The following is a 24,469-nucleotide window of genomic DNA, read 5'->3' as shown; positions in this document are numbered from 1 at the left end:
GCATTAATCTCACTATCAACATAACTATCTTTAAGATAAATATCCATGAAGAATAACTATGCGGACTTGGTTCCTTGAAGACTTGATATATACCCAAGTTACTTGGGCCTAACCATCAATTAACATCCTTATAACCGCGCTAATAGCACTTATCTACCCTTCTAAATTGAAGTTAAAGAGTCCGTACTATTTAACGAAAAACACCAAAAGTACATCATGTACAAACGGTCTTTATTACCTAGTTAAGGGTACGCTCAGTGACCAGTAAATCAAGCTGTAAATGCTCTCAAAACCGACTCAGATCGCACTCCGAGCAAATAGATAAGTCTAAATATCGAGATTAGATAGAGGGAGTGAGTAAATATTCTATTTCTTGTTTTTTAGGCAATAACGATACCGGTAACGATGCCGAGAATGACACCAAGAGTTACACCGAGAGTTATGTAGATAAAAAAATGCCCACAAACTGTGTTATACAATTTGTGGGCATTATCTATTTTATAACCGCCATGATAACGGTTAATACATTATCGCTATTTTAGCTCAATACTAAGCTAGGAATAGACCCGCTAATGCAGCACTCATTAAGTTAGCTAGAGAAGCAGCAAGAACCGCTTTCATACCCATACTTGCAATGTCTGCGCGGCGTGTTGGTGCCAAGCTACCTAAACCACCTAATAGAATCGCAATAGATGAGAAGTTAGCAAAACCACATAATGCAAACGAGATGATGATTTGTGTGTGCTCAGAAAGTTCGTTGTTTTTGATGTAGCTAACGAAATCTAAGAAAGCAACAAATTCATTCACAACTAATTTTTGACCAATGAAGCTACCAGCAGCAACCGCTTCGTGCCATGGCACACCGATTACGAATGCCAGTGGTGAGAATACCCAACCTAAGATCATTTGGATAGTTAGTTCAGGCATATCGAACCAAGCACCGATACCACCCGTGATACCATTCGCTAATGCGATCAGACCAACGAATGCAATTAACATTGCACCAACGTTAAGTGCTAGCATCATACCTGAAGAAGCACCCGCAGCAGCCGCATCTAATACGTTTGCTGGTTTTTCGTCTTCACTGTCGTCAAGATCATCAAGTGTTACTTTTGGCGTTTCAGTTTCAGGTTTAATGATTTTAGCCATTAATAGACCACCCGGTGCAGCCATGAATGACGCAGCAACCAAGTACTCAATTTTAATACCAAGACCAGCGTAACCAGCTAGAACAGAACCAGCGATAGACGCAAGACCACCAACCATCACAGCAAATAGCTCTGATTTAGTCATTGATTTAATAAACGGACGCACAACAAGTGGTGCTTCAGTTTGACCAACAAAGATATTTGCAGTTGCAGAAAGTGATTCAGCACGACTCGTGCCTAATAGTTTCTGTAAGCCACCACCAATAAAGTTAATAACAACGCTCATGACACCGATGTAGTATAAAACAGCGATTAATGATGAGAAGAACACGATTACTGGCAATACGTTAATCGCAAAGATGAAACCAACTTTGAATTTCGCTAAGTCGCCAAATAAGAATTGAATACCTTCATTACCATAAGCAATTACGTTTGCTACACCAGTAGAAAGACCTTGCAGTAATTCTTTACCCGGAGGGAAGTATAAAATGAACGCACCAACAGCAACCTGGATAGCAAAAGCGCCACCAACAGTGCGAAGGTTAATCGCTTTTCTGTTATCCGATAACAGTACTGCTAAACCAAGTAGAACGAAAACGCCTACAATACCCATTACAAAATTCATCAGGAATAATCTCCAAGTTTCGCTTCAGAAGTGTTTTTTAGTTGCGCCATAATCAAAATAGTCCATTAAAGTGTAATAAATAGTAAATTTACGATTTAATCATTGATTATAACAATTGGCGCGATTATAACTGTTATTAGCCACTTGTTAAGTGCTTGAGATCAGACCTCTCAAAAAAGTTTCTAAAAAGTTCAATTTATTCGCAAATGTATTCAATTAGGACAAAAACAGCTCAATAAATGAACTCAAATTGGTTTTTGCAATTACTTTTTCTGACTCGGGTCTTAGTTTAGCGAGCTCTTGTAACACTTCTGTAATGTTCGCAGGTTCATTACGCCCCCCTTGATAGCCCTTTATAGGCATATCTGGCGAGTCTGTTTCTAATAATAATGCCGCTAAAGGTAATTCACTGACTGCTTGCCGCGTTTTTTCCGCCCTTGGGTAAGTGATAACCCCACCAATACCGAGTTTAAAGCCTAACTTGATATATTGCATCGCCAACTGCTTGCTGCCACTAAAACCATGGATCACACCGCCCCGAGGTAATTTCACTTGTTGCAGTAACTGAATTAATTCATTGTGGGCTTTACGGCAATGCAAAATAACCGGTAAATCATATTGCTTGGCTAGCAATAGTTGCTGCTTACAAATATGCAATTGTTGCTCGAATGGGAAGTCGACAATTTTATCTAGCCCAAACTCCCCGACAGCAACAACCCCTTTTTCCGTTGCTAAATATTCATCCAGTAACACTAAATGGCTGTGATCAAAGTTGGCTAAAAAATAAGGGTGAATACCCAGTGCTGCATAAACGCCAGTATGCTGATTTGCTAGCGCCAATACCGATTGCCAATTGTGGGCACCAATACCCGGTACTAAAAAATGCTCGACCCCTTTGGCTTTCGCCCGAGCCAATACATCGATACGGTCAAGATCAAAGTCTGAAAAATCTAAATGGCAATGGCTGTCGACAAGTTCAATCACGAAATACTCCGGTTTTTAAAGACCTCATAGAGAGGCTGAAATAAAGAGATAGTGTAAGTTGCAGCATAATTTGATTTAATAGCAGGCTTAATCATTAATGAATAACCGTTATGGAATGGTGCATGTCTAAAAAACTCTTTGCTTTATCGGCTCAATATTTAAAAAAAGCCATGCCGCTGATGATCAAATATCAAATTCCGACAACGCCAACCAATTACGCGCTGTGGTATCACTATGTATCAGACAATAATAGTGCATTACAAAAACAGCTCGATGACAGAATAGCGCAACACGGAACGTGTACTCCAGCGGCCACCGAAGAGCTTTACCAACGTTTTATTGTCGATAAACGCGAACAAGAAATAACGCAACTACGCAGTGAACTCGACACCATGACCAATGACTTAAGCAGCTCATTACACGATACGCTTAACGATACCAATGAATTTGATCGGATGTTGAATAAATGCTTGAACGAATTATCCGACGTCGAAGCTGATGGCTTTTCGATTGAGAAAACCCTTTCTGCAGTACGAGAACTAGTGAAAGAATCTCATGATGTGCGTTCATCAACACGCCACTTCAAAAGTCAATTACATGAAGCCCAAGCTGAAATAGCGCAATTACGTGAGACTTTATCAGAAACTCAACATGATGCAATGCATGATGCTTTAACTGGCTTGCTCAATCGTCGGGTATTCAATAAAGAAATTGAAACCTTTTGTAGTAACCCCAGCTTGAGTCGAAACTTTTCAATTTTGATGATTGATATTGATAATTTCAAAGCATTTAATGATGATTTTGGTCACCAGCTCGGCGATCAAGTATTGAAAGTCATTGCCAAGCGTATCGCCGATAGCTGCCAAGAAGGTGAACAAGTATTTCGTTATGGCGGTGAAGAATTTGTCCTTATTTTACCGAACAAAACATTCACTATCGCCCGTCAAAATGCCGAGTCAATTCGCCGTGCAATCGAGCGTTTAAGCATTCGTGATAAACGCTCGGGTAAGCGAATCGATAATATTACCGTGTCTATCGGCGTGAGTGAAAATACCCCCCGTGATAGCAGCAGTGACATTCTAACCCGCGCGGACCTACAGCTCTATGAAGCGAAACGCCTTGGTCGTAATCGAGTCATGCCAATGCCGCGCTAATGGTACCAATTCCTATAAACCTCGGAGCAGTAAAATATTATTGCTATCGCAAACAGACAAGGCCATAAATAACCTTGTCTAAGCGAACATGGATGTCTTGAGTGGTTTGCTGGAGTAATATTATTTAGACTACTTAATTGCTCACCGCTAAGCATTAAGCACTAATCAGTAATCAGTAATCAGTAATCAGTAATCAGTAATCAGTAATCAGTAATCAGTAATCATGCTCCGTTGTATAAACTTATAAATTAGTCACCCTCTTCGCTTGATGTTTAATATCTTGCGAACGATAGAACAAGCTATACAACACAGGTACAACACCTAAAGTTAATACTGTCCCAACTGCCATACCAAAAATCATCACGATCGCCATCGAATACCAGAATTCACCACCCCAAATCGCCAATGGTATAAGGCCGAGGATCGTCGTCAAGGTGGTCATTAAAATAGGTCTTAGACGTGCTTTACCCGCTTCAATTAACGCCTCGTTAACCAGCATATCAGCTTTACGGTTAGCCTCAATCTGATCGATAAGCACAATGCCATTATTAATAATAACCCCCGCTAAACTAAACATGCCTAACATCGCCGGGAAAGTAAAATAGGCCCCCGTGACAGTTAATCCAAATACCGCGCCAATCAAGGACAATGGGATCGTCATTAAGATCACCGCTGGACGGCGGAATGAGTTTAGCTGTAATACCAACAATAAAGCGATCAAGGCAAAACAATGTGGCATATAAGCAAATAACGCGCTGCTCGCTTCATCCGCACCACGTAATTCCCCTCCTAAACGTAGACGATAACCCGGCGGTAAATTAAGCTGCGCTAATGTCGGTTGCATGAGCTTATGCAGTTCACTTGCTTGCAACTGACGATGCTTCGCACTGATAATTAACGTACGTTGCTGGTCTTCTCGACGAATGATCGCAGGTTCACTCTCACCACCAAAATTAGCCACCTGGATCAAAGGAACGGTTACGCCATTTTGCCCTGATGTCACTTCCACGCTGCGTAGTTTATCAAAGTCATTACGTGATTGATTACCCCGCATCAACACCGGAATAACCCGATCACCATCGCGGTAATCCGTCACTTTATAGCCATCAAAGAAACCATTTAGCGACAGGGCAATATCACGACTGCTTATACCAGCACGACGCGCGCGATCTTGATCCACTTCGACCAAGATCTTAGGGATATTATTTTCCCAATCATTGGTAATACCAACAACGCCATTAATATCGGCAAAAGCAGCCATTAACAATTGCGCGCGTTGCTGTAATAGCTCGCCATCAGGTCCTTGCAGTTTATATTCAACTAGCCCTAACTCACTGCCGCCTAACCACATGCGTTTAGCTTGACCTGTTGCTTCAGGTAATTGCTGTTGAATATAATTATTGGTTTTTTCTATCATCGCTAACGCAGAGTCAAGATCACCGGTATTCACCACCACAAAGGCTTTATTTGATGCGCGATCAACCGGCGCTAAAGCCAAGAAGAAACGCGGTCCACCGTCACCAATATAGGCAATGTGGCTGGTGACATCGGGATTTTCTTTCTCGTCATTTAACCAAGCTAAAAAGCGATGGGTGACCTTATCAGTTTCCGCCGTAGGGGTACCAGCAGGCAAGTTCAAATACACTAGATACTGATTACGCTCTGACCCCGGCATAAACTGTACGGTAATAAATTTAAAGCCGTAAACAGCGACAAACAATAACACTACCATCGTGGTCATAAAACTCACGCGGTAGTTAAGTAATACCTTTAAGACACTGCCATACCATTGATTAACAACGATCACCCAACGCGGCATAGCCGTTTGTTTCGTCGCTTTCGCAGAGAAAAACCACACACATTAACGGTGTAACCAACAGGCTCAGTAACCAAGATGACAGCAATGCAATAATGATAACTTGGGATAATGAACGTAGATACTCACCCGCAACATCCTGCGCCAACATCAATGGCATAAAGGCCAAAATTGTCGTTAATGAAGACGTTAACAGCGGGATCGCCAAGGTTTTACTCGCAGCCAGAGCCGCCGCTTCACGTTTCATCCCTTGGATAATGCGGGTATTAATATTTTCAGCAATCACAATGCCGTTATCAACTAATAAACCCAGCGACACAATGATGGCAGCGATAGACATACGTTGTAAGGACACGTCCCATATTTGCATACCGATAAACGACAGCATCATGGTCAATGGCACAATAGTCCCGACAATCATGCCCATACGGAAACCTAAAAATAGCATCACCACCGCTAATACAATCGCCACAGTTTGGAATAGATTTGATGTCGCTGATGAAATAGCCGTCGCGACTTTATCTGGCTGAAAGGTCGCCAATTCAAAGTGTAATCCCGCAGGGAGTAACTGCTGCTCTAAAGCGACAAATTCACTGATCTCAACGCCAAAACTGTCACTGGTGATGCCAGATAACATGGACACCGCTAATATAATGCTCGGCTTACCATTATAATAAACCGGGGTATTTTGCGGTTCAACATAACCACGACGTACCGACAGTAAATCTCGTAGGTAAATATTCTGGCCGCTTTCAGGCTCTAATATCACCAAATTTTCAATATCAGATAGGGCTTCGAAGTTACCACTGGGCTCAATAGTTAACTCAAGCTTTCCAGTATTTATTTTACCACCGGGTAAGACAATATTTTGATTTTGTAGCGCCGCGACAAGTTGACCTGGAGAAACGCCTAATCGACTCATGGCATCCGTATCTGGCTCTAACCAAATACGCTCATCTTGCACACCGTAAATATCAACTTGTGATACCGTTGCCAGCGCGCTAATACGATCTTGAATCGATTCTGAAACCAGATCCAATTCATGTAACGAGTAATCCTCACCATAAAGCGCTATCGTGGCAGAAGCAACTCTGCCGAATTCATCATTCACCATAGGGCCAATTGTGCCCTCGGGTAATGACGATTGCAGATCCTTCATACGATTACGTAAGTTGTCCCAAATCGGTTGTAAGTCAAAGTGTTCATCAGCAACCGTGACTTTGATTTGCGTATAACCAGTACGCACTAACGATTTTAACTCACTGACCTCAGGGATCTGTTTGGCTTCTCGCTCAATCGGTTTGGTCAGCAGACGTTCAATACGCTCTGGCGACATGCCCGGGATCTGGGCAACCACGACAGCCGTTCTCACCAATATTTCAGGATCTTCTTTACTCGGTGCATTAAAAAATGACGCACTGCCGATGACAATGATTAGCACTAATAATAACTGCGTAAAGCGATTATTTTTTAATGCAAATAGGGTTAATTTATCCATGTTAAATACCTACTTTACTTGCCATAGCGTAACTGCCATGCCGTCTCGTAAAAATGGAATACCCGCGACCACAATCGCTTCATTTTCATTAATACCGGTATACACTTCGATGTTATTAGCACGAATATGACCCACTTTTACATTACGCTGCTCTAACACCATGGTCTGTTCATTAATCACATATAACAACGCATCTTGAGAACCTTCACCGGCCATCGAATGAGTAAAGTCTAACGCTGTTAATGGCACTAAATAAGCAGCAACACGACTATTATTAACCGTGAACTTAACCGAACCTGACATACCATTACGTAATTTATCACTGCTTTTATTTAAACGAATAGTCACCGGAAATGCATTACCGTTTTCAACGCGAGAGCCAATTTCACTGACTTCACCAGCAAACATTTTATCTTGTAGTGCTGAAACAGTAACGCTCACTGCTTGCTGGTAATCAATATTACCAATCATCGACTCTGGCAGTAAGACTTCGACTTCATACGCATCACCATCAATCAATTCAATGACTTCTTGACCATTCGATACTTTGGAAAAATTATCCACACTCACAGCTGTAATTTGCCCATCAAACGGTGAGCGTAAAATAGTGCGCTGTAATTCTAATTTAGAGCGGGCTAAATCAGCTTCAATCACTTTCACTTGTTGTAACGCCGCTTCTGCGTTATTGCCTAATTGCTCAAGTTCAGCTAAAGAAATAACCCCTTCAGGTAAGCGTGTTGCCCGTTGTAATTGATCGTTAGCTGCTTTTGCAGAGGCGCGTGAAGAACCTAACGATGCTTGGGTTTTATTTAATGCGACAGTGAAATCAGAATCATCGAGTTGCGCGAGCGGCTGTCCGGTCACGACCAGATCCCCTTTACTCACATAGATAGCTTGTAATACACCATTCACCCGAAAGCTAAGACTTGATTGTTCTGCGCTGCGAATTTGTCCCGATATTTCTCGATAGATAGAACCGGTTGATTCGCTCACGCGTTGGAATTTAACTGCTTTAGGTAACTCAACAGTTGCTGTTTCAGGTGCTTTACTGCACCCGGATAACAAGAATATAGCTGTGAATAACAACGTTAATTTAGACATGATTCAACCTCAGAGATATACCTAAACAGTTTAAATAAACTATTTTATTTAAAATGGAATTGTTTATTTAAGATAGAATGAATAACTGATATATAATATAGTTGTTTATTTTCAATTATTTAGCCATCTTCAATTAGCTAATATACCTTGATGAGATCACAAAGGGCAAGTATCAAAACCAGGAATAACGGCTTCGATCACTTGCCCACATTACTTTATAACCTGATAGAATCTGATTTTTCAGTTATCTCTAAATTAACCTTATAGTCTGGTTGATTCAGCTAAATCCAGCATGAAAGCATACTCTTTAGCGGTGTCATGATAATGCTCAAAGCGTCCAGATTTACCACCGTGCCCCGTTTCCATATCAGTATGTAACAGCAATACATTATCATCCGTTTTCAAGTCACGCAGTTTAGCAACCCACTTAGCCGGTTCCCAATATTGCACTTGAGAGTCATGCAGACCCGTGGTGACCAGTAAGTGCGGATACGCTTGCGCCACAACTTGATCATAAGGGCTATACGACAACATGTAATGATAGTATTCCGCTTCATTCGGATTACCCCACTCGTCATATTCTCCCGTTGTCAGCGGTATTGATTCATCGAGCATCGTACTAACTACATCAACAAAAGGCACGGCTGCAACGACACCATGATATAACTCAGGGGCAATATTTATCACCGTCCCCATCAATAAACCGCCTGCAGATCCCCCCATCGCATAAACACGTTTAGGATCCGCATAACCTTGTGCGAGTAAACCTTTGGTAACCGCGGTGAAATCCGTGAAGGTATTCATTTTCTTCAATAGTTTACCGTCTTCATACCAACCACGACCTAACTCTTCGCCACCACGTATATGGGCAATAGCATAGACAAAGCCACGATCGAGTAGACTCAATAATGAAGCACTAAAATATGGGTCAATGCTCGAACCATACGAACCATATGCATATTGTAATATTGGATTGGCGTTGGTTTTCGAAAATAACGCCTTCTTATATACTAACGAGACGGGCACTTTAACCCCATCTTCAGCCGCTATCCAAACACGTTCACTTTTATAGTCTTGCGCGCAAAAATCACCGACCACCGTTTGCTGTTTTAATATCTCCCGCTCACCACTATCCAAATTTAATTGATAAGTTGAGGTTGGCGTTGTTAAGCTTGAATAGCCGTAACGTAATTTGTCAGTATCCGGATCTGGGTTAGTTCCTAACCATGCCGTGTAGGTCGGGTCATCAAATTTAATGATCGTATCAGCATTCGTCTGCCAGTTGATTTGACGTAAGAAAGTTAAACCTTGTTCACGCTCTTCAACAACGAGCCAATCACGGAATAATTCATAACTTTCTAATAGCACATGATCACGTGCAGGAATAATAGTTTGCCATTGGTTAGTATCAGCGATGGTGACTAATGTGGCAGTCATCAAAGCAAAGTTCTTACCCGTTTTGTTCGTCTGAATGTAGAACTGCTGACGATAATGGTCGACACTGTATTCATGGCCACGTTCACGAGCAAGTAACAATGTAAACGCCTCTGTCGGCTTATCCGCAGGTAAGGTATGTACTTCACTCGTCATGGTGCTAGTTAACGACAACATGATATGTTCATCTGAGGTAGACTTATAAATATCCGTGTAGAAAGTGTCGTCGGACTCTTCATAAACCAGCACATCAGTACTGATATCAGTACCCAATTGATGACGATAAACCTGATAAGGCAATAACGTAGTCGGGTGTTTTTTTACATAGAATAATGTCTTGCTGTCATTCGCCCAGACCACAGATTCAGTATCTTCGATCTCTTCTGGATATGCCTCACCAGTCACAAGATTAAGGAATCGTAAACGATACTGACGTCGACTAACGGTATCTTCAGAAAAAGCCAATACCTGATGATTTGGGCTTATCGCTAGTTCACCTAACTGATAATATTGGTGATCTTTGGCACGTTCGTTGGCATCAAGTAATACCAGCCACGCTGCTTCTTCATGATCCTGGCGCCAGTGATATACCGGATACTCTTTACCTTCTGCAAAGCTCGTTTTATACCAATAGCCTTTTTTAAGATAAGGCACTGATGCATCTTCCTGTTTTACCCGTGCAACCATCTCATCATACAATTCGGTTTCTAATGAGGCTAATGGTGATAACACAGATTTGGTATAGTTATTTTCTTGCTCTAGATAACTTAGAACCTGTGTGTTTTTACGTTCATCATCACGTAACCAAAAATAATCATCTTGGCGTGTATGTTGATGAATAGTCATTGAGTGCGCTTGCTTCATCGCAATGGGCGCAGTAGTCGAGAGATCCATTTTCACAAGAAGATGTCCTATAAGATTAACGAAGAGGTGTGATTAATACTAATATCCCAGATGCAAAAAAGGAGCGCAAGCGCTCCTTTTCATATATCTAACTATTTACTTAACTATTTACTTAACTATTTACTTAATTATTAACAATTAATAGTTAACGAGCTAATTAGTCACGACGTGGACGACGTGGACGACGTTCTTCGCCACCAGTCGATTCACGACGTTGACCGCGATGTCCGCGATCGTTATCACGTGCAGGACGATCACCACTTGGACGGCTACGCTCTTGACGACCTTCAGCTGCAACACCTTCAAGTTTGCTCATGCGTAATGCTTTATTGCAAACATAAACTTGTTGTAGTTGTTGTAATTGCTCGCTTGGCATACCTTTTGGTAATTCAATCGTTGAGTAGTCATCATGCAGACGGATACCACCGATGTTACGGCTGTTGATATTCGCTTCATTAGCAATAGCGCCAACGATGTTCTTAACTTGAACACCATCAGAACGGCCAACTTCGATACGGAAAACTTCCATTTCAGCTGTTGGACGACGCTCGCCACGTTCACGTTCTGGACGGTCGCCACGATCACGGCGTTCGCCACGGTCGTTACGTTCACGACGTTGATCGCCACGATCATCTTCACGGAAGCTACGTTCACGACGTGGTGCTTCAGGAGGTAATACTAATGGTTTTTCTTTCTGTGCCATGAACAATAACGCAGAAGCAAGATCTAATTCGCTAAGTTCTAGCTCTTCAGAAAGTTGACCAACTAAGTTTTTGTAGAAATCTAGGTTTTCTTCACCAGAAGAAAGCACAGATAACTGGTCACGGAAAGATGCGATACGTTTTTTCGTAACATCATCACGTGAAGGTAGATCCATCATCTTCAATGGCTGACGTGTAGCACGTTCAATCGCTTTCAATAAACGACGTTCGCGTGGTGCAGCAAATAAGATTGCAGTACCTTTACGTCCAGCACGGCCTGTACGACCAATACGGTGAACATATGATTCTGTATCAGTTGGGATATCGTAGTTGATAACTAAATCAATACGTGGCACATCAAGACCACGAGCAGCAACATCAGTTGCAATAACGATATCTAGTTGACCATTTTTCAAACGGCTTACAGTGCGCTCACGCATTGCTTGGTTTAAGTCACCGTTAAGTGCAGCAGCAGAGTAACCGCGTGCTTCTAATTTCTCAGCAAGCTCAACAGTCATCGTTTTAGTACGAGCAAAGATGATCACACCATCGTAGTCTTCAGTTTCAAGAATACGAGTTAAGCCGTCAAGTTTTGCTTGTAAGCCACCAATGATTAAACATTTTTGTTCAATGTTTTCAACAGTTGATGTTTTAGTTGCAATTTTAACTGATGTTGGATCAGTCATGAAGCGTTTCGTAATACGACGAATCTCTTCAGGCATAGTTGCAGAGAATAACGCCATTTGACGTTTTTCAGGTGTTTTAGACAGAATTGATTCAACATCATCAATAAAGCCCATGCGTAGCATTTCATCTGCTTCATCAAGAACAAGTGCTTGAATACCAGAAAGATCAAGCGTACCACGGTTGATGTGATCGATTACACGACCAGGAGTACCAACGATAACTTGTGGGTTACGCTTCAGTGCTTTCAACTGAATTGGGTAGCTTTGACCACCGTAGATAGGTAGTACATGGAATCCACGCATGTGACGTGAGTATGCTTGGAATGCTTCAGCAACTTGAATTGCTAGCTCACGCGTTGGCGCTAAAACCAATACTTGAGGTTTTGATAACGCAGTATCAATACGGCTCAATAATGGTAATGCAAACGCAGCTGTTTTACCCGTACCAGTCTGTGCCATACCTAGCACATCACCACCATCCTGTAGTAACGGAATACATTCAGCTTGAATTGGAGAAGGTGTTTCATAACCTAGATCATTCAACGCTTTTAAAATTGGTTCAGGTAAATTTAAATCAGTAAATTGTACGGGTGATGTATCAGACATTCACGGGCCTCTGGTAGACGGGTCTTTGAATAAAGCTATATCAATTATAGCTCCACATATCGTATTTCGTGCGCAAAATTAGTGGTCTTTTGCTCAAACTCTCTAGCGAGCGAAGCCACATAAAAAGGCTGACGTAGTATACTACAGTTAAAAATTAAAAGCAGAATATATGCGACCTAAATCACATAAAAACTAAAAAACTAGTAAACCATTGAAAAGAACAAATAAAAATCAACAACTTAAAAGTTACGAATGAAAGGGAATTAGTATTGTAAATTGCACGTAAAAAAAAACCTCACCCCGAAAGAGGTAAGGCTTTTCATTGATTCCAATAAAACTTATCGTTTAGTGCTCACGAGTCTCACGGAAAACAACATCAGGGTAACGTTCTTGTGCAAGACGTAAATTAACCATAGTCGGTGCGATATACGTTAAGTTATCACCACCATCTAGTGCAATATTATCCCAAGCTTTCTTTTTAAATTCTTCAAGTTTACGCGGGTCTGCACATTCAACCCAACGTGCAGTTGCAACACTGATACCTTCATAAATAGCATCAACTTTGTATTCTGTACGTAAACGATGTACAACAACGTCAAACTGTAGAACACCAACGGCACCAACAATTAAATCGTTTGAACGTTGCGGGCGGAATACCTGTACTGCGCCTTCTTCAGATAATTGAATCAGACCTTTTTGCAATTGCTTTTGCTTTAGTGGATCTTTTAAACGAATACGACGGAACATTTCCGGTGCAAAGTTAGGAATACCCGTAAATTTAAGTAATTCACCTTGGGTAAAGGTATCACCAATTTGGATCGTACCATGGTTGTGTAAACCAATAATATCACCCGGATATGCTTCTTCAGTTTGTGTACGATCACCGGCCATAAAGGTGACAGCATCAGAAATGCTGACATCTTTATTCAAACGAACATGCTTCATTTTCATGCCTTTGCTGTATTTGCCTGAACAAACACGCATGAAGGCAATACGGTCACGATGCTTTGGATCCATGTTTGCTTGGATTTTAAATACAAAACCAGAAAATGTTTCATCATGTGGTTCAACAGTACGTAAATCTGATACACGTGACTGTGGCGTTGGCGCCCAGTCACATAAACCATCAAGTACATGATCAACGCCAAAGTTACCCAGTGCTGTACCGAAGTATACAGGTGTTAACTCACCGGCCATGAACAAATCATAATCAAATTTGTTTGCTGCACCTTCAACAAGTTCCATATCATCACGTAGCTCTTGAGCATAATCACCCAATGCTTCGTCAAGCTCAGGGTTGTTAATACCTTTAATCACGCGACTATCTTGGATCATATGACCCTGACCCACGTTATACATGATCACTTCATCACGCAGAATGTGGTAAACACCCTTTAATTCTTTACCCATACCGATCGGCCATGTAATCGGTGCACATGCGATCTTAAGTACGTCTTCTACTTCATCCATTAAATCAATTGGATCGCGGATATCACGGTCAATTTTATTCATGAAGGTAATAATTGGCGTATCACGTAAACGTGTCACTTCCATTAACTTAACAGTACGTGCTTCAACACCTTTTGCAGAGTCAATTACCATAAGGCAAGAATCAACAGCGGTTAACGTACGGTAAGTATCTTCCGAGAAATCTTCATGCCCAGGAGTATCAAGTAAGTTTACTAAGCTATCGCGGTATGGAAACTGCATTACCGATGTCGTTACCGAAATACCACGTTCTTTTTCCATTTCCATCCAGTCAGATTTAGCATGCTGACCCGATTTTTTACCTTTTACAGTACCGGCTTTTTGTAATGCGTTCCCGAATAATAATACTTTTTCGGTAATCGTTGTTTTACCAGCATCGGGATGCGAGATAATCGCAAAAGTACGTCTTTTCGACACCTCTTGCTCAATAAGGCTATTTGACATGAATGAGTCTTCTCATTTGGTTAAATCTAATGGGCGCTATTTTCGCTGAAATTACGATCAGACACAAGGTCGGGCTGCAATTAATAGTTGCCAATTTCAGTTAATGCTTCATGGAGTGTCGGACTAAAAGAAGTCACACCACCAATAGGCTTTACACCCGCTCTCGCTAAGGTTTTTAATGGCTGAAATTGCAGGTCGCAGAATATAACTTGGGTATTATAAATTTGGCACTGTTTAATAAATTGTTCCATAGCCGCTAAACCGCCAGCGTCAAGTAAGGGTACTGCGTCTAAATATAGGACAAAGCCATCAACCTCATTGGTTTTGTCCGCCAGTTCTGAAAAGACACGATCCGCCGCCGCAAAAAATAACGGCCCATTAATTTTAAATACCCGCCAGCCCGCGGGAATATCAGCCGTCACAATACGTTTATTATTGGTAATATCGGTCACTTTGACCATTTCAGCGATTTCTTTCATAAACAATACAGCAGCCAACAACATACCAGCAGTGATGGCAAGTACCATATCGAATAGGATAGTAAATGAAAAACAAATCACAAACACCCAAAGATCACTTCTAGGCGCAGTCTTTAATAAATGCACAGCTTTACCCGCTTCACTCATATTCCAAGCAACAACGAGTAACAAAGCCGCCATCGACGGCATAGGTAAATACGCTAATAATGGCGCCAATAACACTAAACTAGCCAGGACAACTAAACTATGAATAACAGCGGATATTGGCGTTTTAGCCCCCGCTTTCACATTGGCAGCAGAACGTGCAATTGCAGCAGTGGCAGTAATACCACCAAAAAAGGGCACCACGATATTACCGATCCCTTGACCGAGCAATTCACTATTGGCGCTATGCCGTTTACCAGTCATACCATCAAGCACCACCGCACATAACAATGATTCAATAGCGCCTAACATCGCAATCGCAAATGCCGCAGGTAATAGATCGGACACCAGTTCCCAACTTAATCTTAATGGCTGTCCATTGACACCCGGTTGTAACCAAGGCCATTCAAATGTAGGTAAGTACGGGGGGATCCCGGCACCCTGGCTACCATCAGGTAATAAATAGTGAAAGCGGCTGCCAATCGTCGCAATATCCAAGCCCATATTATTTAATATAACAGCAAATATACTGCCAAAAATAATAGCCGGTAAGTGCGCAGGGACGACGGTTTTTAATTTCGGCCACAGTAACATAATCATCAGCGTGAAAGAGGCAACCGCAAAGCTGGGGAGATGTAATTGCGGTAGGGCCTTGACCAATACAGCCAATTTATCCCAGTAATGATCTGGTAATGTTTCAATCGGCAAAGCAAAGAAATCTTTTAATTGTAATGTAGCAATAACAACGGCTATGCCACCAGTAAAGCCTAAAGTAACCGCCTCTGGAATGTATTCAATAAAACGTCCTAAGCGTAACACTGCCATACTCACCAAAAGTAAACCTGACATCATTGTGGCTAACAGTAAACCACCAAAACCATACTGTTCGACAATCGGATACAAAATAACAACAAAAGCAGCCGTTGGACCTGAAATGCTATAGCGACTACCACCGGAAATGGCGATGACAATACCACCAATGATGACAGTATAAAGTCCATATTGCGGTGCAACACCACTGGCGATAGCAAGTGCCATGGCTAAAGGAATAGCAATGATACCTACGGTGATACCAGCTAATAAATCTTTTCCGAATTTAGTCTTAGTATAGTCAGAGCGACTAACCGACTCACGTAATGCATGCGCAATACGTAACGAAAAAAGATGAGCCCTTTGCTGCATTATACCGCCTTAAAGTGTTAATTAGATCACGCAATTATAATCATCTTGCTAACAGATACAATCAAGGTCAGCGCATTTAGCGACAAAATAGTCGTTTGCTTGATTCATATCAGAATTACCGACTAATTGTCTAAGTTTGTGCTTATGATCACATTATAAATGCGATGTTATACTTAAATAATGAATAATAGTCGATAGAAAAACGTAAATAATACGCGGAAATAATGCCAAGATCGGCCAGATAAGGTTGCACAGCTTAAGCGAGAACACTATTATGTCGGTTAATCCATAAACCTATAATTAATTTGGAAGCAATGATGTTAGTACTAGGACACACAAACCCTGATTGTGACAGCTTAGCGGGCTCAATCTCTCTATCTGCATTTTTAACAAAACGCGATGGCAAAACAGTAACACCAATCATGCAAGGCGAACCTAATGCTGAAGGTCTTTTCCTGCTTGAACAAGCTGGTCTAGCGTGCCCTGAAATTCGTACATCAATTGCTGGTGAGGAAGTTTGGATCATTGATTACTCTGATTTCAACCAAGCGCCAAAAGATGCTCGCCAAGCAAAAATTCGCGGTATCGTTGATCATCACAAACTAGGTGATTTCGAAACTGACGAACAACTTGAAGCTTGGATCTGGCCTTGTGGCTGTTCAAACACGATTGTTTACCACATGTATAAGATCCATAACATCGAAATTGACCAGCAAGTAGCGGTTATGATGTTAGGTGCTATCTTGAGTGACACAGTGCACTTCAACTCACCAACATGTACACAAATCGATATCGATGCAGCACACGAACTGGCTAAAATTGCTGGTGTTGATGATATTGATGCATTCGTTACAGCACAGTTTGCAGCGAAATCAGATATCGCTGCAGTGCCTTCTGAAGAACTGATCTTACGTGACCTTAAAGTTTACACGATTGGTGATAAAGACTTCTCAATTGCACAAGTAGAGATCACCAACATCGATGCTGCACTATCACGTAAAGAAGAGCTACAAGCTGAACTTGTGAAGTATAAAGCGGAATTTGGTTACCACACAGCCTTAGTTTTATTAACAGATATTACTAACCTGAACTCTATCGCTTTAATCGAAAGTGAAGAAAGTGCATTAGTCGCAGAAACACTAGGCGGTACATTTGTAGGCGAACTTATCGACTTACCAAATGTTGTGAGCCGTAAAAAACAAGTATTACCACCACTGCAAACACAGTTTAAATAAGTCGTCATCGACCACTACTTATTACCTCGAATAAAAGACTACTAGTCTAAGATTGTGGGTATGAATACTAAAAAGGGAGCTAATGAGCTCCCTTTTCTATGTTTGATGATTAATGATACCAATTCCTATAAATAACGGTGCAGAAAAATGCTATTGCTATCGCAAACAGACATGGCCATGTCTAAGCGAACAGAGATGTCTTGGGCGGTTTGCAGGAGCAATCACATTTTGATCATTTAATTTTCGGCATTGGTATGACTAAGCATTAACAAAACCTGTACATGGTTTTATTTAACGCTCATTTTTATCACTGTTATACATTTCATCAATGTCTTTCTTATATTCACTTTCAATCACTTTACGACGTAATTTTAATGTCGGCGTGATCTCGCCTTTTTTCATACAGAATTCGCGATTAAGCAATTTGAATTTTTTTACTTTTTCAAAGTTAGCCAATTCACCTTGTAGATCTTGTAAGCGTTTCTCAAACATAGTGACGATATGACTATGACGTAACAGTTCAGCTTTACTTGAAAACTGTAAATTAATCGAGTTGGCGTATTCTTCTAATGCCTCAAATGATGGCACGATTAACGCGCTAACAAAGTGACGGGAATCAGCAACAATCGCGACCTGATCGATAAAATGATCCTTGTTTAATGTGCCTTCAACCAGCTGCGGTGCAATATACTTTCCGTTCGAGGTTTTCATTAGCTCTTTGATACGCTCAGTCATCACAACCTCACCACTCGCTAATATTTTTCCGGCATCACCCGTTTTCAACCAACCGTCGATAAAATTCTTTGCGGTTTCTTCTGGCATATTATAGTAGCCCTTCATCACCGCATTACCACGTACAAGAATTTCGTTATCGTCACCAATTTTCACTTCAATATCTGGTAATGGTAAACCTATAGAACCAAAATCATAATCAGTGCCACGATGACAACAAACCGTCGCAGTGGTTTCAGTCATCCCATACCCAGCTTGTATTTGAATACCAATAGACTGAAAAAATTGATTAATATCAGGATCAACTTTCGCGCCACCGCAAGGTAAAAATCGCGTGTTACCACCAAGAATGCCACGTAACTTTGAGAAGATCAGTTTATCAGCAAGCTTATGCTGCTGCGCTAATAAAAACGACGGCTGCTGGTTATGATGAATTAACTTGAAGTGGTTTAGGCCAACACCTGTCGCCCAATTAAAAAGCGCTTTTTTAACTTTAGAGGCAGACTCTAAACGGCTATGGATCGTGCTATATATTTTTTCGTATAAGCGCGGAACGGCAACCAGTAATGTCGGTTTTACTTCGGCAATGACATCAATAATTAATTTCGGGTTTTCGAGGTGGACATTTGTCGCACCACAATGCATCAGATAAAAAGACCAACTACGCTCAAGTACATGGCTCAAGGGTAAAAAAGCAATAGAAGTATCAGATTCAGATACATCAATCATCTTGTCATGGCTCGAGAATGCCGCGGCGAAATTAGTGTAATCAAGCATGACACCTTTTGGCTGGCCAGTTGTACCCGATGTGTAGATGAGCGTCACAAGATCATCCATCGTCGCATCATTGAGTCGTTGTTCAAACTCTACATCAGCAGCTTGATCACCTTGTTTAATAAAATCAGAGAAATGTACTGCTTTTGGCTCGGCTTTTAAATCGATACTATCTGTCAACGCAATGATCAACTTTAAGTCATTCGCCTTTAATAGGTGAAGGGCTTTATCAAATTGCTCTTGCCCTCCTACAAATAGATAATCAATATCAGCATTATTAACAATATAACGCGTTTGTTCGGTCGTATTGGTAGGATAAATAGGCACAGTAACACAACGCGCAGTTAAAATCCCTAGATCGGCAAAGCTCCACTCGGGACGGTTGTTGGCAAAAATACCCACTTTAGTCTGAACTTCACAACCCATAAATAGTAATGCTTTGGCTACACGATCCGAATTATCGAGTAACGCAGACCAAGTGATATCTTGCCACAGATCTTGCTCTTTAAAACGAATAGCGGTTGTTGCGTTACGTGCTGCAAATTTAGCTCTAAAACTGCTTACTAAGTGTTGTGTCATTAGGTTCTCTGATTATCCATAAATAGAATTAAACGCATAATACCCCCAAACGCATTTAAAGCGCTTAGGTAAGTAATCACGGATAATAATCATTAATCAGGAATAAGTATACAAACAATAGGTCTTAGCGATGGTAAAGAAATGAAAGAATCACCCTGTCTTGTTTCTAAACGATGTAGCACATCATAATGGCATCTTCTCGACCTGAAGCCGCTGGATAATAGTTAATTCGACGGTCCACTTCATTAAAGCCAGCATTCAAATAAAGCTGATAAGCACCATGATTAGATTCACGAACCTCTAACCACAGTTGAAATAATGCTTGCTGCTGGCACTCTTGAATAAGGTGATTAAGTAGTAATTTACCGTAACCTTTACCTTGTTGTTCTGGCGCAACAGCAATATTCAGTAGGCTTGCTTCTCCTGCCACTTGATTAGCAAAATAGTACCCCATGATTTGCTCATCTTTAAGCAATAAAAAATTAAAATAGCGCGCACCAAAATTACTGGCTAAAACTTTATCTGACCAGGGAAAGGCATGACTTGCTGTTTCTATTTTTTGAATGAGAGGTAAATGTTCAAGTGTGAGAGGAATAATTTTTGGCATTGAAGATCCCGTTATTATAACAGATTACATATAACTGACGATTTGTTGCCAAAGCTGCTTTTTCGCTTGAGCAGAATGTAACAGTACATCGAGATGCGGTGATGCGAGTTGCTTTTTAGCGGCAAGTTCAGATTGCTTACAGCCTATGGTCCAAATCCACTCAGGGCTTTGATAATAATACTTTAGCTCTTCTTCTGTGATGATATGGCTTTGGCTTAGCTCTAACTGCAATGTACGCAAGATCTGATTAATAAATTGATTATGTGGAGCAAGTTTATCATTCGCAACAATTAAAATCTGACAATGCTTAGGTAATGCTATTTTTTCAGCTTGACTAGCGAGGTGAGGAAATTGTTGTGGTTTGTGACACTGCCATAACGTGATACCCATTTGTTGTAAGTAATAACGTGAAAAATTACTCATTGGATAACCATATCATGAAGATTTACAGAAGAAATTGGCAGGGGTGGAGAGATTCGAACTCCCATCACGCGGATTTGGAATCCGCTGCTCTGCCGTTGGAGCTACACCCCTACAAGATGAACAGGATTATAACTTATTTTTTAATTAAAGTTAAATCTGTTTCTTTGATTTGATATTTCTTAAAAATTGGCAGGGGTGGAGAGATTCGAACTCCCATCACGCGGATTTGGAATCCGCTGCTCTGCCGTTGGAGCTACACCCCTATCATTGGAACAATAACCTGATGGCTAATGTACCGATATCTAATAAATTAGATATCTATTCTATTCAAGATATTCTCTTGAATAACTACTTACCTACTTATATCTTAAGTAAATAAAGTAATTTGGCGCTTGGCGATGCCCTACTCTCACATGGGGAAGCCCCACACTACCATCGGCGTTATTACGTTTCACTACTGAGTTCGGAATGGAGTCAGGTGGTACCGCAACACTATGGTCACCAAGCAAATTCTTTACAGTTATTACACTGTTTGCTTTCTATAGAAGTTTTCACTTCGTTTAAATCTGAAAAGCTATAAATAAAGAAGTCTTTAAAACGTAAAGTGTTCAATCTATTCTTAAGTCGATTATTTCAATTAATCATACCACTTACGAACGAGTCGTACTTCAGTTTGTATGGTTAAGCCTCACGGGTAATTAGTACAAGTTAGCTCAATGCCTCACAGCACTTACACACCTTGCCTATCAACGTTGTAGTCTCCAACGGCCCTTTAGGGAGCTTAAAGCTCCAGTGAGAACTCATCTCGAGGCCTGCTTCCCGCTTAGATGCTTTCAGCGGTTATCAGTTCCGAACTTAGCTACCGGGCAATGCTATTGGCATAACAACCCGAACACCAGTGGTTCGTCCACTCCGGTCCTCTCGTACTAGGAGCAGCTCCTCTCAATTCTCAAACGCCCACGGCAGATAGGGACCGAACTGTCTCACGACGTTCTAAACCCAGCTCGCGTACCACTTTAAATGGCGAACAGCCATACCCTTGGGACCAACTTCAGCCGGGATGTGATGAGCCGACATCGAGGTGCCAAACACCGCCGTCGATATGAACTCTTGGGCGGTATCAGCCTGTTATCCCCGGGTACCTTTTATCCGTTGAGCGATGGCCCTTCCATTCAGAACCACCGGATCACTAAGACCTACTTTCGTACCTGCTCGACGTGTCTGTCTCGCAGTTAAGCTGGCTTATGCCTTTGCACTAACCACATGATGTCCAACCATGTTTAGCCAACCTTCGTGCTCCTCCGTTACTCTTTGGGAGGAGACCGCTGATCAAACTACCCACCAGACACTGTCCGTAATCCCGATAAGGGACCTACGTTAGAACATCAAACGTACAAGGGGTGGTATTTCAAGGACGACTCAATATCATCTAGCGACAATATTTCATAGTCTCCCACCTATCCTACACATGTAGGTTCAATGTTCAGTGCCAAGCTATAGTAAAGGTTCACGGGGTCTTTCCGTCTAGCCGCGGGTACACTGCATCTTAACAGCGATTTCAATTTCACTGAGTCTCGGGTGGAGACAGCGTGGCCATCATTACGCCATTCGTGCAGGTCGGAACTTACCCGACAAGGAATTTCGCTACCTTAGGACCGTTATAGTTACGGCCGCCGTTTACCGGGGCTTCGATCATGAGCTTCGACCTAAGTCTAACCCAATCAATTAACCTTCCGGCACCGGGCAGGCGTCACACCGTATACGTCATCTTTCGATTTTGCACAGTGCTGTGTTTTTAATAAACAGTTGCAGCCACCATTTCTCTGCGACCAACAGTAGCTTACGGAGCAAGTCCTTCACCACCATTGGCGTACCTTCTCCCGAAGTTACGGTACCATTTTGCCTAGTTCCTTCACCCGAGTTCTCTCAAGCGCCTTAGTATTCTCTACCTAACCACCTGTGTCGGTTTGGGGTACGATTCTCTCATATCTGAAGCTTAGAGGTTTTTCCTGGAAGCCGGGTATCAACTACTTCATCTCCGTAGAGACTCGTCATCAGTTCTCAGCATTCTCATTAAAGAGAGCGACCCGGATTTGCCTAAGTCACTTGCCTACTACCTTAAACATGGACAACCATCGCCATGCTAGCCTAACCTTCTCCGTCACCCCATCGCAATATAAGCGAGTACTGGAATATTAACCAGTTTCCCATCGACTACGCCTTTCGGCCTCGCCTTAGAGTCGACTCACCTACCCGATTAACGTTGGACAGGAACCCTTGGTCTTTCGGCGTGGGTTTTCACCCCATTATCGTTACTCATGTCAACATTCGCACTTCTGATACCTCCAGCAAGCTTCTCAACTCACCTTCAACGGCTTACAGAACGCTCCTCTACCATGCAAGAACAAGTCTTGCATCCGTAGCTTCGGTGGTATGTTTAGCCCCGTTAAATCTTCCGCGCAGACCGACTCGACCAGTGAGCTATTACGCTTTCTTTAAAGATGGCTGCTTCTAAGCCAACTTATGGCTGTCTGAGCCTTTCCACATCGTTTCCCACTTAACATACACTTTGGGACCTTAGCTGACGGTCTGGGTTGTTTCCCTTTCCACGACGGACGTTAGCACCCGCCGTGTGTCTCCCGCGATTGAACTTATTGGTATTCGGAGTTTGCAAAGGGGTTGGGTAAGTCGGGATGACCCCTAACCTTAACAGTGCTCTACCCCAATAGTTAGACGCGAGGCGCTACCTAAATAGCTTTCGAGGAGAACCAGCTATCTCCCGGTTTGATTGGCCTTTCACCCCAGCCACAAGTCATCCGCTAATTTTTCAACATTAGTCGGTTCGGTCCTCCAGTTGATGTTACTCAACCTTCAACCTGCCCATGGCTAGATCACCGGGTTTCGGGTCTAATCCCAGCAACTATTCGCGCAGTTAACACTCGGTTTCCCTACGGCTCCGCTATTCGCTTAACCTTGCTACTGAAATTAAGTCGTTGACCCATTATACAAAAGGTACGCAGTCACAGAACAAGTCTGCTCCCACTGCTTGTACGTATACGGTTTCAGGTTCTATTTCACTCCCCCTCACAGGGGTTCTTTTCGCCTTTCCCTCACGGTACTGGTTCACTATCGGTCAGTCAGTGGTATTTAGCCTTGGAAGATGGTCCTCCATATTCAAACAGCATATCACGTGTGCCGTCCTACTCGATTTCACAGTAAGGTCGTTTTCATGTACGGGACTATCACCCTGTATCGTGAAACTTTCCAGAATCTTCCACTAACTTCCAAACTGCTTAAGGGCTAGACCCCGTTCGCTCGCCGCTACTAAGGGTATCTCTATTGATTTCTTTTCCTCGGGGTACTTAGATGTTTCAGTTCTCCCGGTTCGCTTCGTAACGCTATGTATTCACGTTACGATACCTTACTTAGTAAGGTGGGTTCCCCCATTCGGAAATCTGTGGATTAACGCTTTTTATCAACTCCCCACAGCTTAACGCAGATTAACACGTCCTTCATCGCCTCTGACTGCCTAGGCATCCACCGTATACGCTTAGTCACTTAACCATACAATCTAAAGTCGACTGTACAATTGAAATAACTAGGTATTATCTAGTTTTTTTCGCCTCAAGAATACTCAAGAACACTTCATTGTTATTAAACCATTCACTCGAAAATGAATTATTCAATAACGTGTTTTAAGAACTTCTTTATTTATTCAGCTTTCCA

General features: G+C 41.9%; 14 protein-coding genes, 2 tRNA genes and 2 rRNA genes. 2 read left to right on the top strand and 16 right to left on the bottom strand.

What is annotated here, in order from left to right:
* Window positions 1–549: 549 nt before the first annotated feature.
* Window positions 550–1,773, bottom strand: a complete 1,224-nt coding sequence (locus FR932_RS21045; protein WP_019443114.1) for a NupC/NupG family nucleoside CNT transporter — start codon at window positions 1,771–1,773, stop codon at window positions 550–552.
* A gap of 216 nt (window positions 1,774–1,989) precedes the next feature.
* Window positions 1,990–2,757, bottom strand: a complete 768-nt coding sequence (locus FR932_RS21040) for a TatD family hydrolase (RefSeq protein ID WP_019443115.1) — start codon at window positions 2,755–2,757, stop codon at window positions 1,990–1,992.
* Between the two features lie 122 nt (window positions 2,758–2,879).
* On the opposite strand from FR932_RS21040, the gene FR932_RS21035 reads away from it, so the two are divergent.
* Complete coding sequence (locus FR932_RS21035; protein ID WP_019443116.1) at window positions 2,880–3,911, top strand: GGDEF domain-containing protein; 1,032 nt, start codon at window positions 2,880–2,882, stop codon at window positions 3,909–3,911.
* Window positions 3,912–4,152: 241 nt separating this feature from the next.
* Here the strand turns inward: FR932_RS21035 and FR932_RS21570 are convergent, their stop codons facing one another.
* The 7 genes from FR932_RS21570 to dauA all read right to left on the bottom strand — a co-directional run bounded on the left by FR932_RS21570 (window position 4,153) and on the right by dauA (window position 16,393).
* Window positions 4,153–5,769: an efflux RND transporter permease subunit gene (locus FR932_RS21570; RefSeq protein WP_196805535.1), complete on the bottom strand. Its 1,617-nt coding sequence runs from the start codon at window positions 5,767–5,769 to the stop codon at window positions 4,153–4,155.
* On the bottom strand, window positions 5,705–7,225 hold the full coding sequence (locus FR932_RS21565; protein ID WP_196805534.1) for an efflux RND transporter permease subunit: 1,521 nt from the start codon (window positions 7,223–7,225) through the stop codon (window positions 5,705–5,707). Before FR932_RS21565 ends, FR932_RS21570 begins: the two co-directional genes overlap by 65 nt.
* A 9-nt stretch (window positions 7,226–7,234) precedes the next feature.
* A complete protein-coding gene (locus FR932_RS21025; RefSeq protein WP_019443117.1) occupies window positions 7,235–8,326 on the bottom strand; it encodes an efflux RND transporter periplasmic adaptor subunit in 1,092 nt (363 codons plus the stop codon).
* Between the two features lie 261 nt (window positions 8,327–8,587).
* Window positions 8,588–10,654: a S9 family peptidase gene (locus tag FR932_RS21020; RefSeq protein ID WP_019443118.1), complete on the bottom strand. Its 2,067-nt coding sequence runs from the start codon at window positions 10,652–10,654 to the stop codon at window positions 8,588–8,590.
* Between the two features lie 166 nt (window positions 10,655–10,820).
* Window positions 10,821–12,656 carry a DEAD/DEAH box helicase gene (locus FR932_RS21015; RefSeq protein WP_019443119.1) on the bottom strand — a complete coding sequence of 612 codons (1,836 nt, stop codon included), beginning with the start codon at window positions 12,654–12,656 and terminating at the stop codon, window positions 10,821–10,823.
* Window positions 12,657–13,001: 345 nt separating this feature from the next.
* Entirely contained in the window at window positions 13,002–14,588 is a 1,587-nt protein-coding gene (prfC, locus tag FR932_RS21010; RefSeq protein ID WP_019443120.1) for a peptide chain release factor 3, read from the bottom strand.
* Between the two features lie 80 nt (window positions 14,589–14,668).
* Complete coding sequence (dauA, locus tag FR932_RS21005) at window positions 14,669–16,393, bottom strand: C4-dicarboxylic acid transporter DauA (RefSeq protein ID WP_019443121.1); 1,725 nt, start codon at window positions 16,391–16,393, stop codon at window positions 14,669–14,671.
* A 317-nt stretch (window positions 16,394–16,710) separates the two neighbouring features.
* Here dauA and FR932_RS21000 point away from each other — a divergent pair, with 317 nt between their 5' ends.
* Window positions 16,711–17,628, top strand: coding sequence for a manganese-dependent inorganic pyrophosphatase (locus tag FR932_RS21000; RefSeq protein WP_019443122.1), 918 nt, complete (start codon window positions 16,711–16,713; stop codon window positions 17,626–17,628).
* Between the two features lie 291 nt (window positions 17,629–17,919).
* On the opposite strand, the gene FR932_RS20995 is transcribed toward FR932_RS21000, so the two are convergent.
* The 7 genes from FR932_RS20995 to FR932_RS20965 form a co-directional block, all read right to left on the bottom strand.
* A complete protein-coding gene (locus FR932_RS20995) occupies window positions 17,920–19,713 on the bottom strand; it encodes an AMP-dependent synthetase/ligase (RefSeq protein WP_019443123.1) in 1,794 nt (597 codons plus the stop codon).
* A 166-nt stretch (window positions 19,714–19,879) separates the two neighbouring features.
* Window positions 19,880–20,320, bottom strand: coding sequence for a ribosomal protein S18-alanine N-acetyltransferase (gene rimI / locus FR932_RS20990; RefSeq protein WP_019443124.1), 441 nt, complete (start codon window positions 20,318–20,320; stop codon window positions 19,880–19,882).
* 24 nt (window positions 20,321–20,344) lie between these two features.
* Window positions 20,345–20,743 (bottom strand): DNA polymerase III subunit psi, encoded by a 399-nt coding sequence (locus FR932_RS20985; RefSeq protein WP_019443125.1) that lies wholly within the window; start codon window positions 20,741–20,743, stop codon window positions 20,345–20,347.
* A gap of 35 nt (window positions 20,744–20,778) precedes the next feature.
* Window positions 20,779–20,854, bottom strand: a tRNA-Trp gene (locus FR932_RS20980).
* Window positions 20,855–20,930: 76 nt separating this feature from the next.
* A tRNA-Trp gene (locus FR932_RS20975) sits at window positions 20,931–21,006 on the bottom strand.
* A 127-nt stretch (window positions 21,007–21,133) separates the two neighbouring features.
* Window positions 21,134–21,249, bottom strand: a 5S ribosomal RNA gene (gene rrf, locus FR932_RS20970).
* 171 nt (window positions 21,250–21,420) lie between these two features.
* A 23S ribosomal RNA gene (locus FR932_RS20965) occupies window positions 21,421–24,307 on the bottom strand.
* Window positions 24,308–24,469: the final 162 nt, after the last annotated feature.

It is taken from the genome of Moritella marina ATCC 15381 (genome assembly GCF_008931805.1).
GTDB lineage: Bacteria > Pseudomonadota > Gammaproteobacteria > Enterobacterales > Moritellaceae > Moritella > Moritella marina.
Note: the sequence above shows the minus strand (reverse complement) of the source record. Positions and strands in the feature narration are given on the sequence as shown.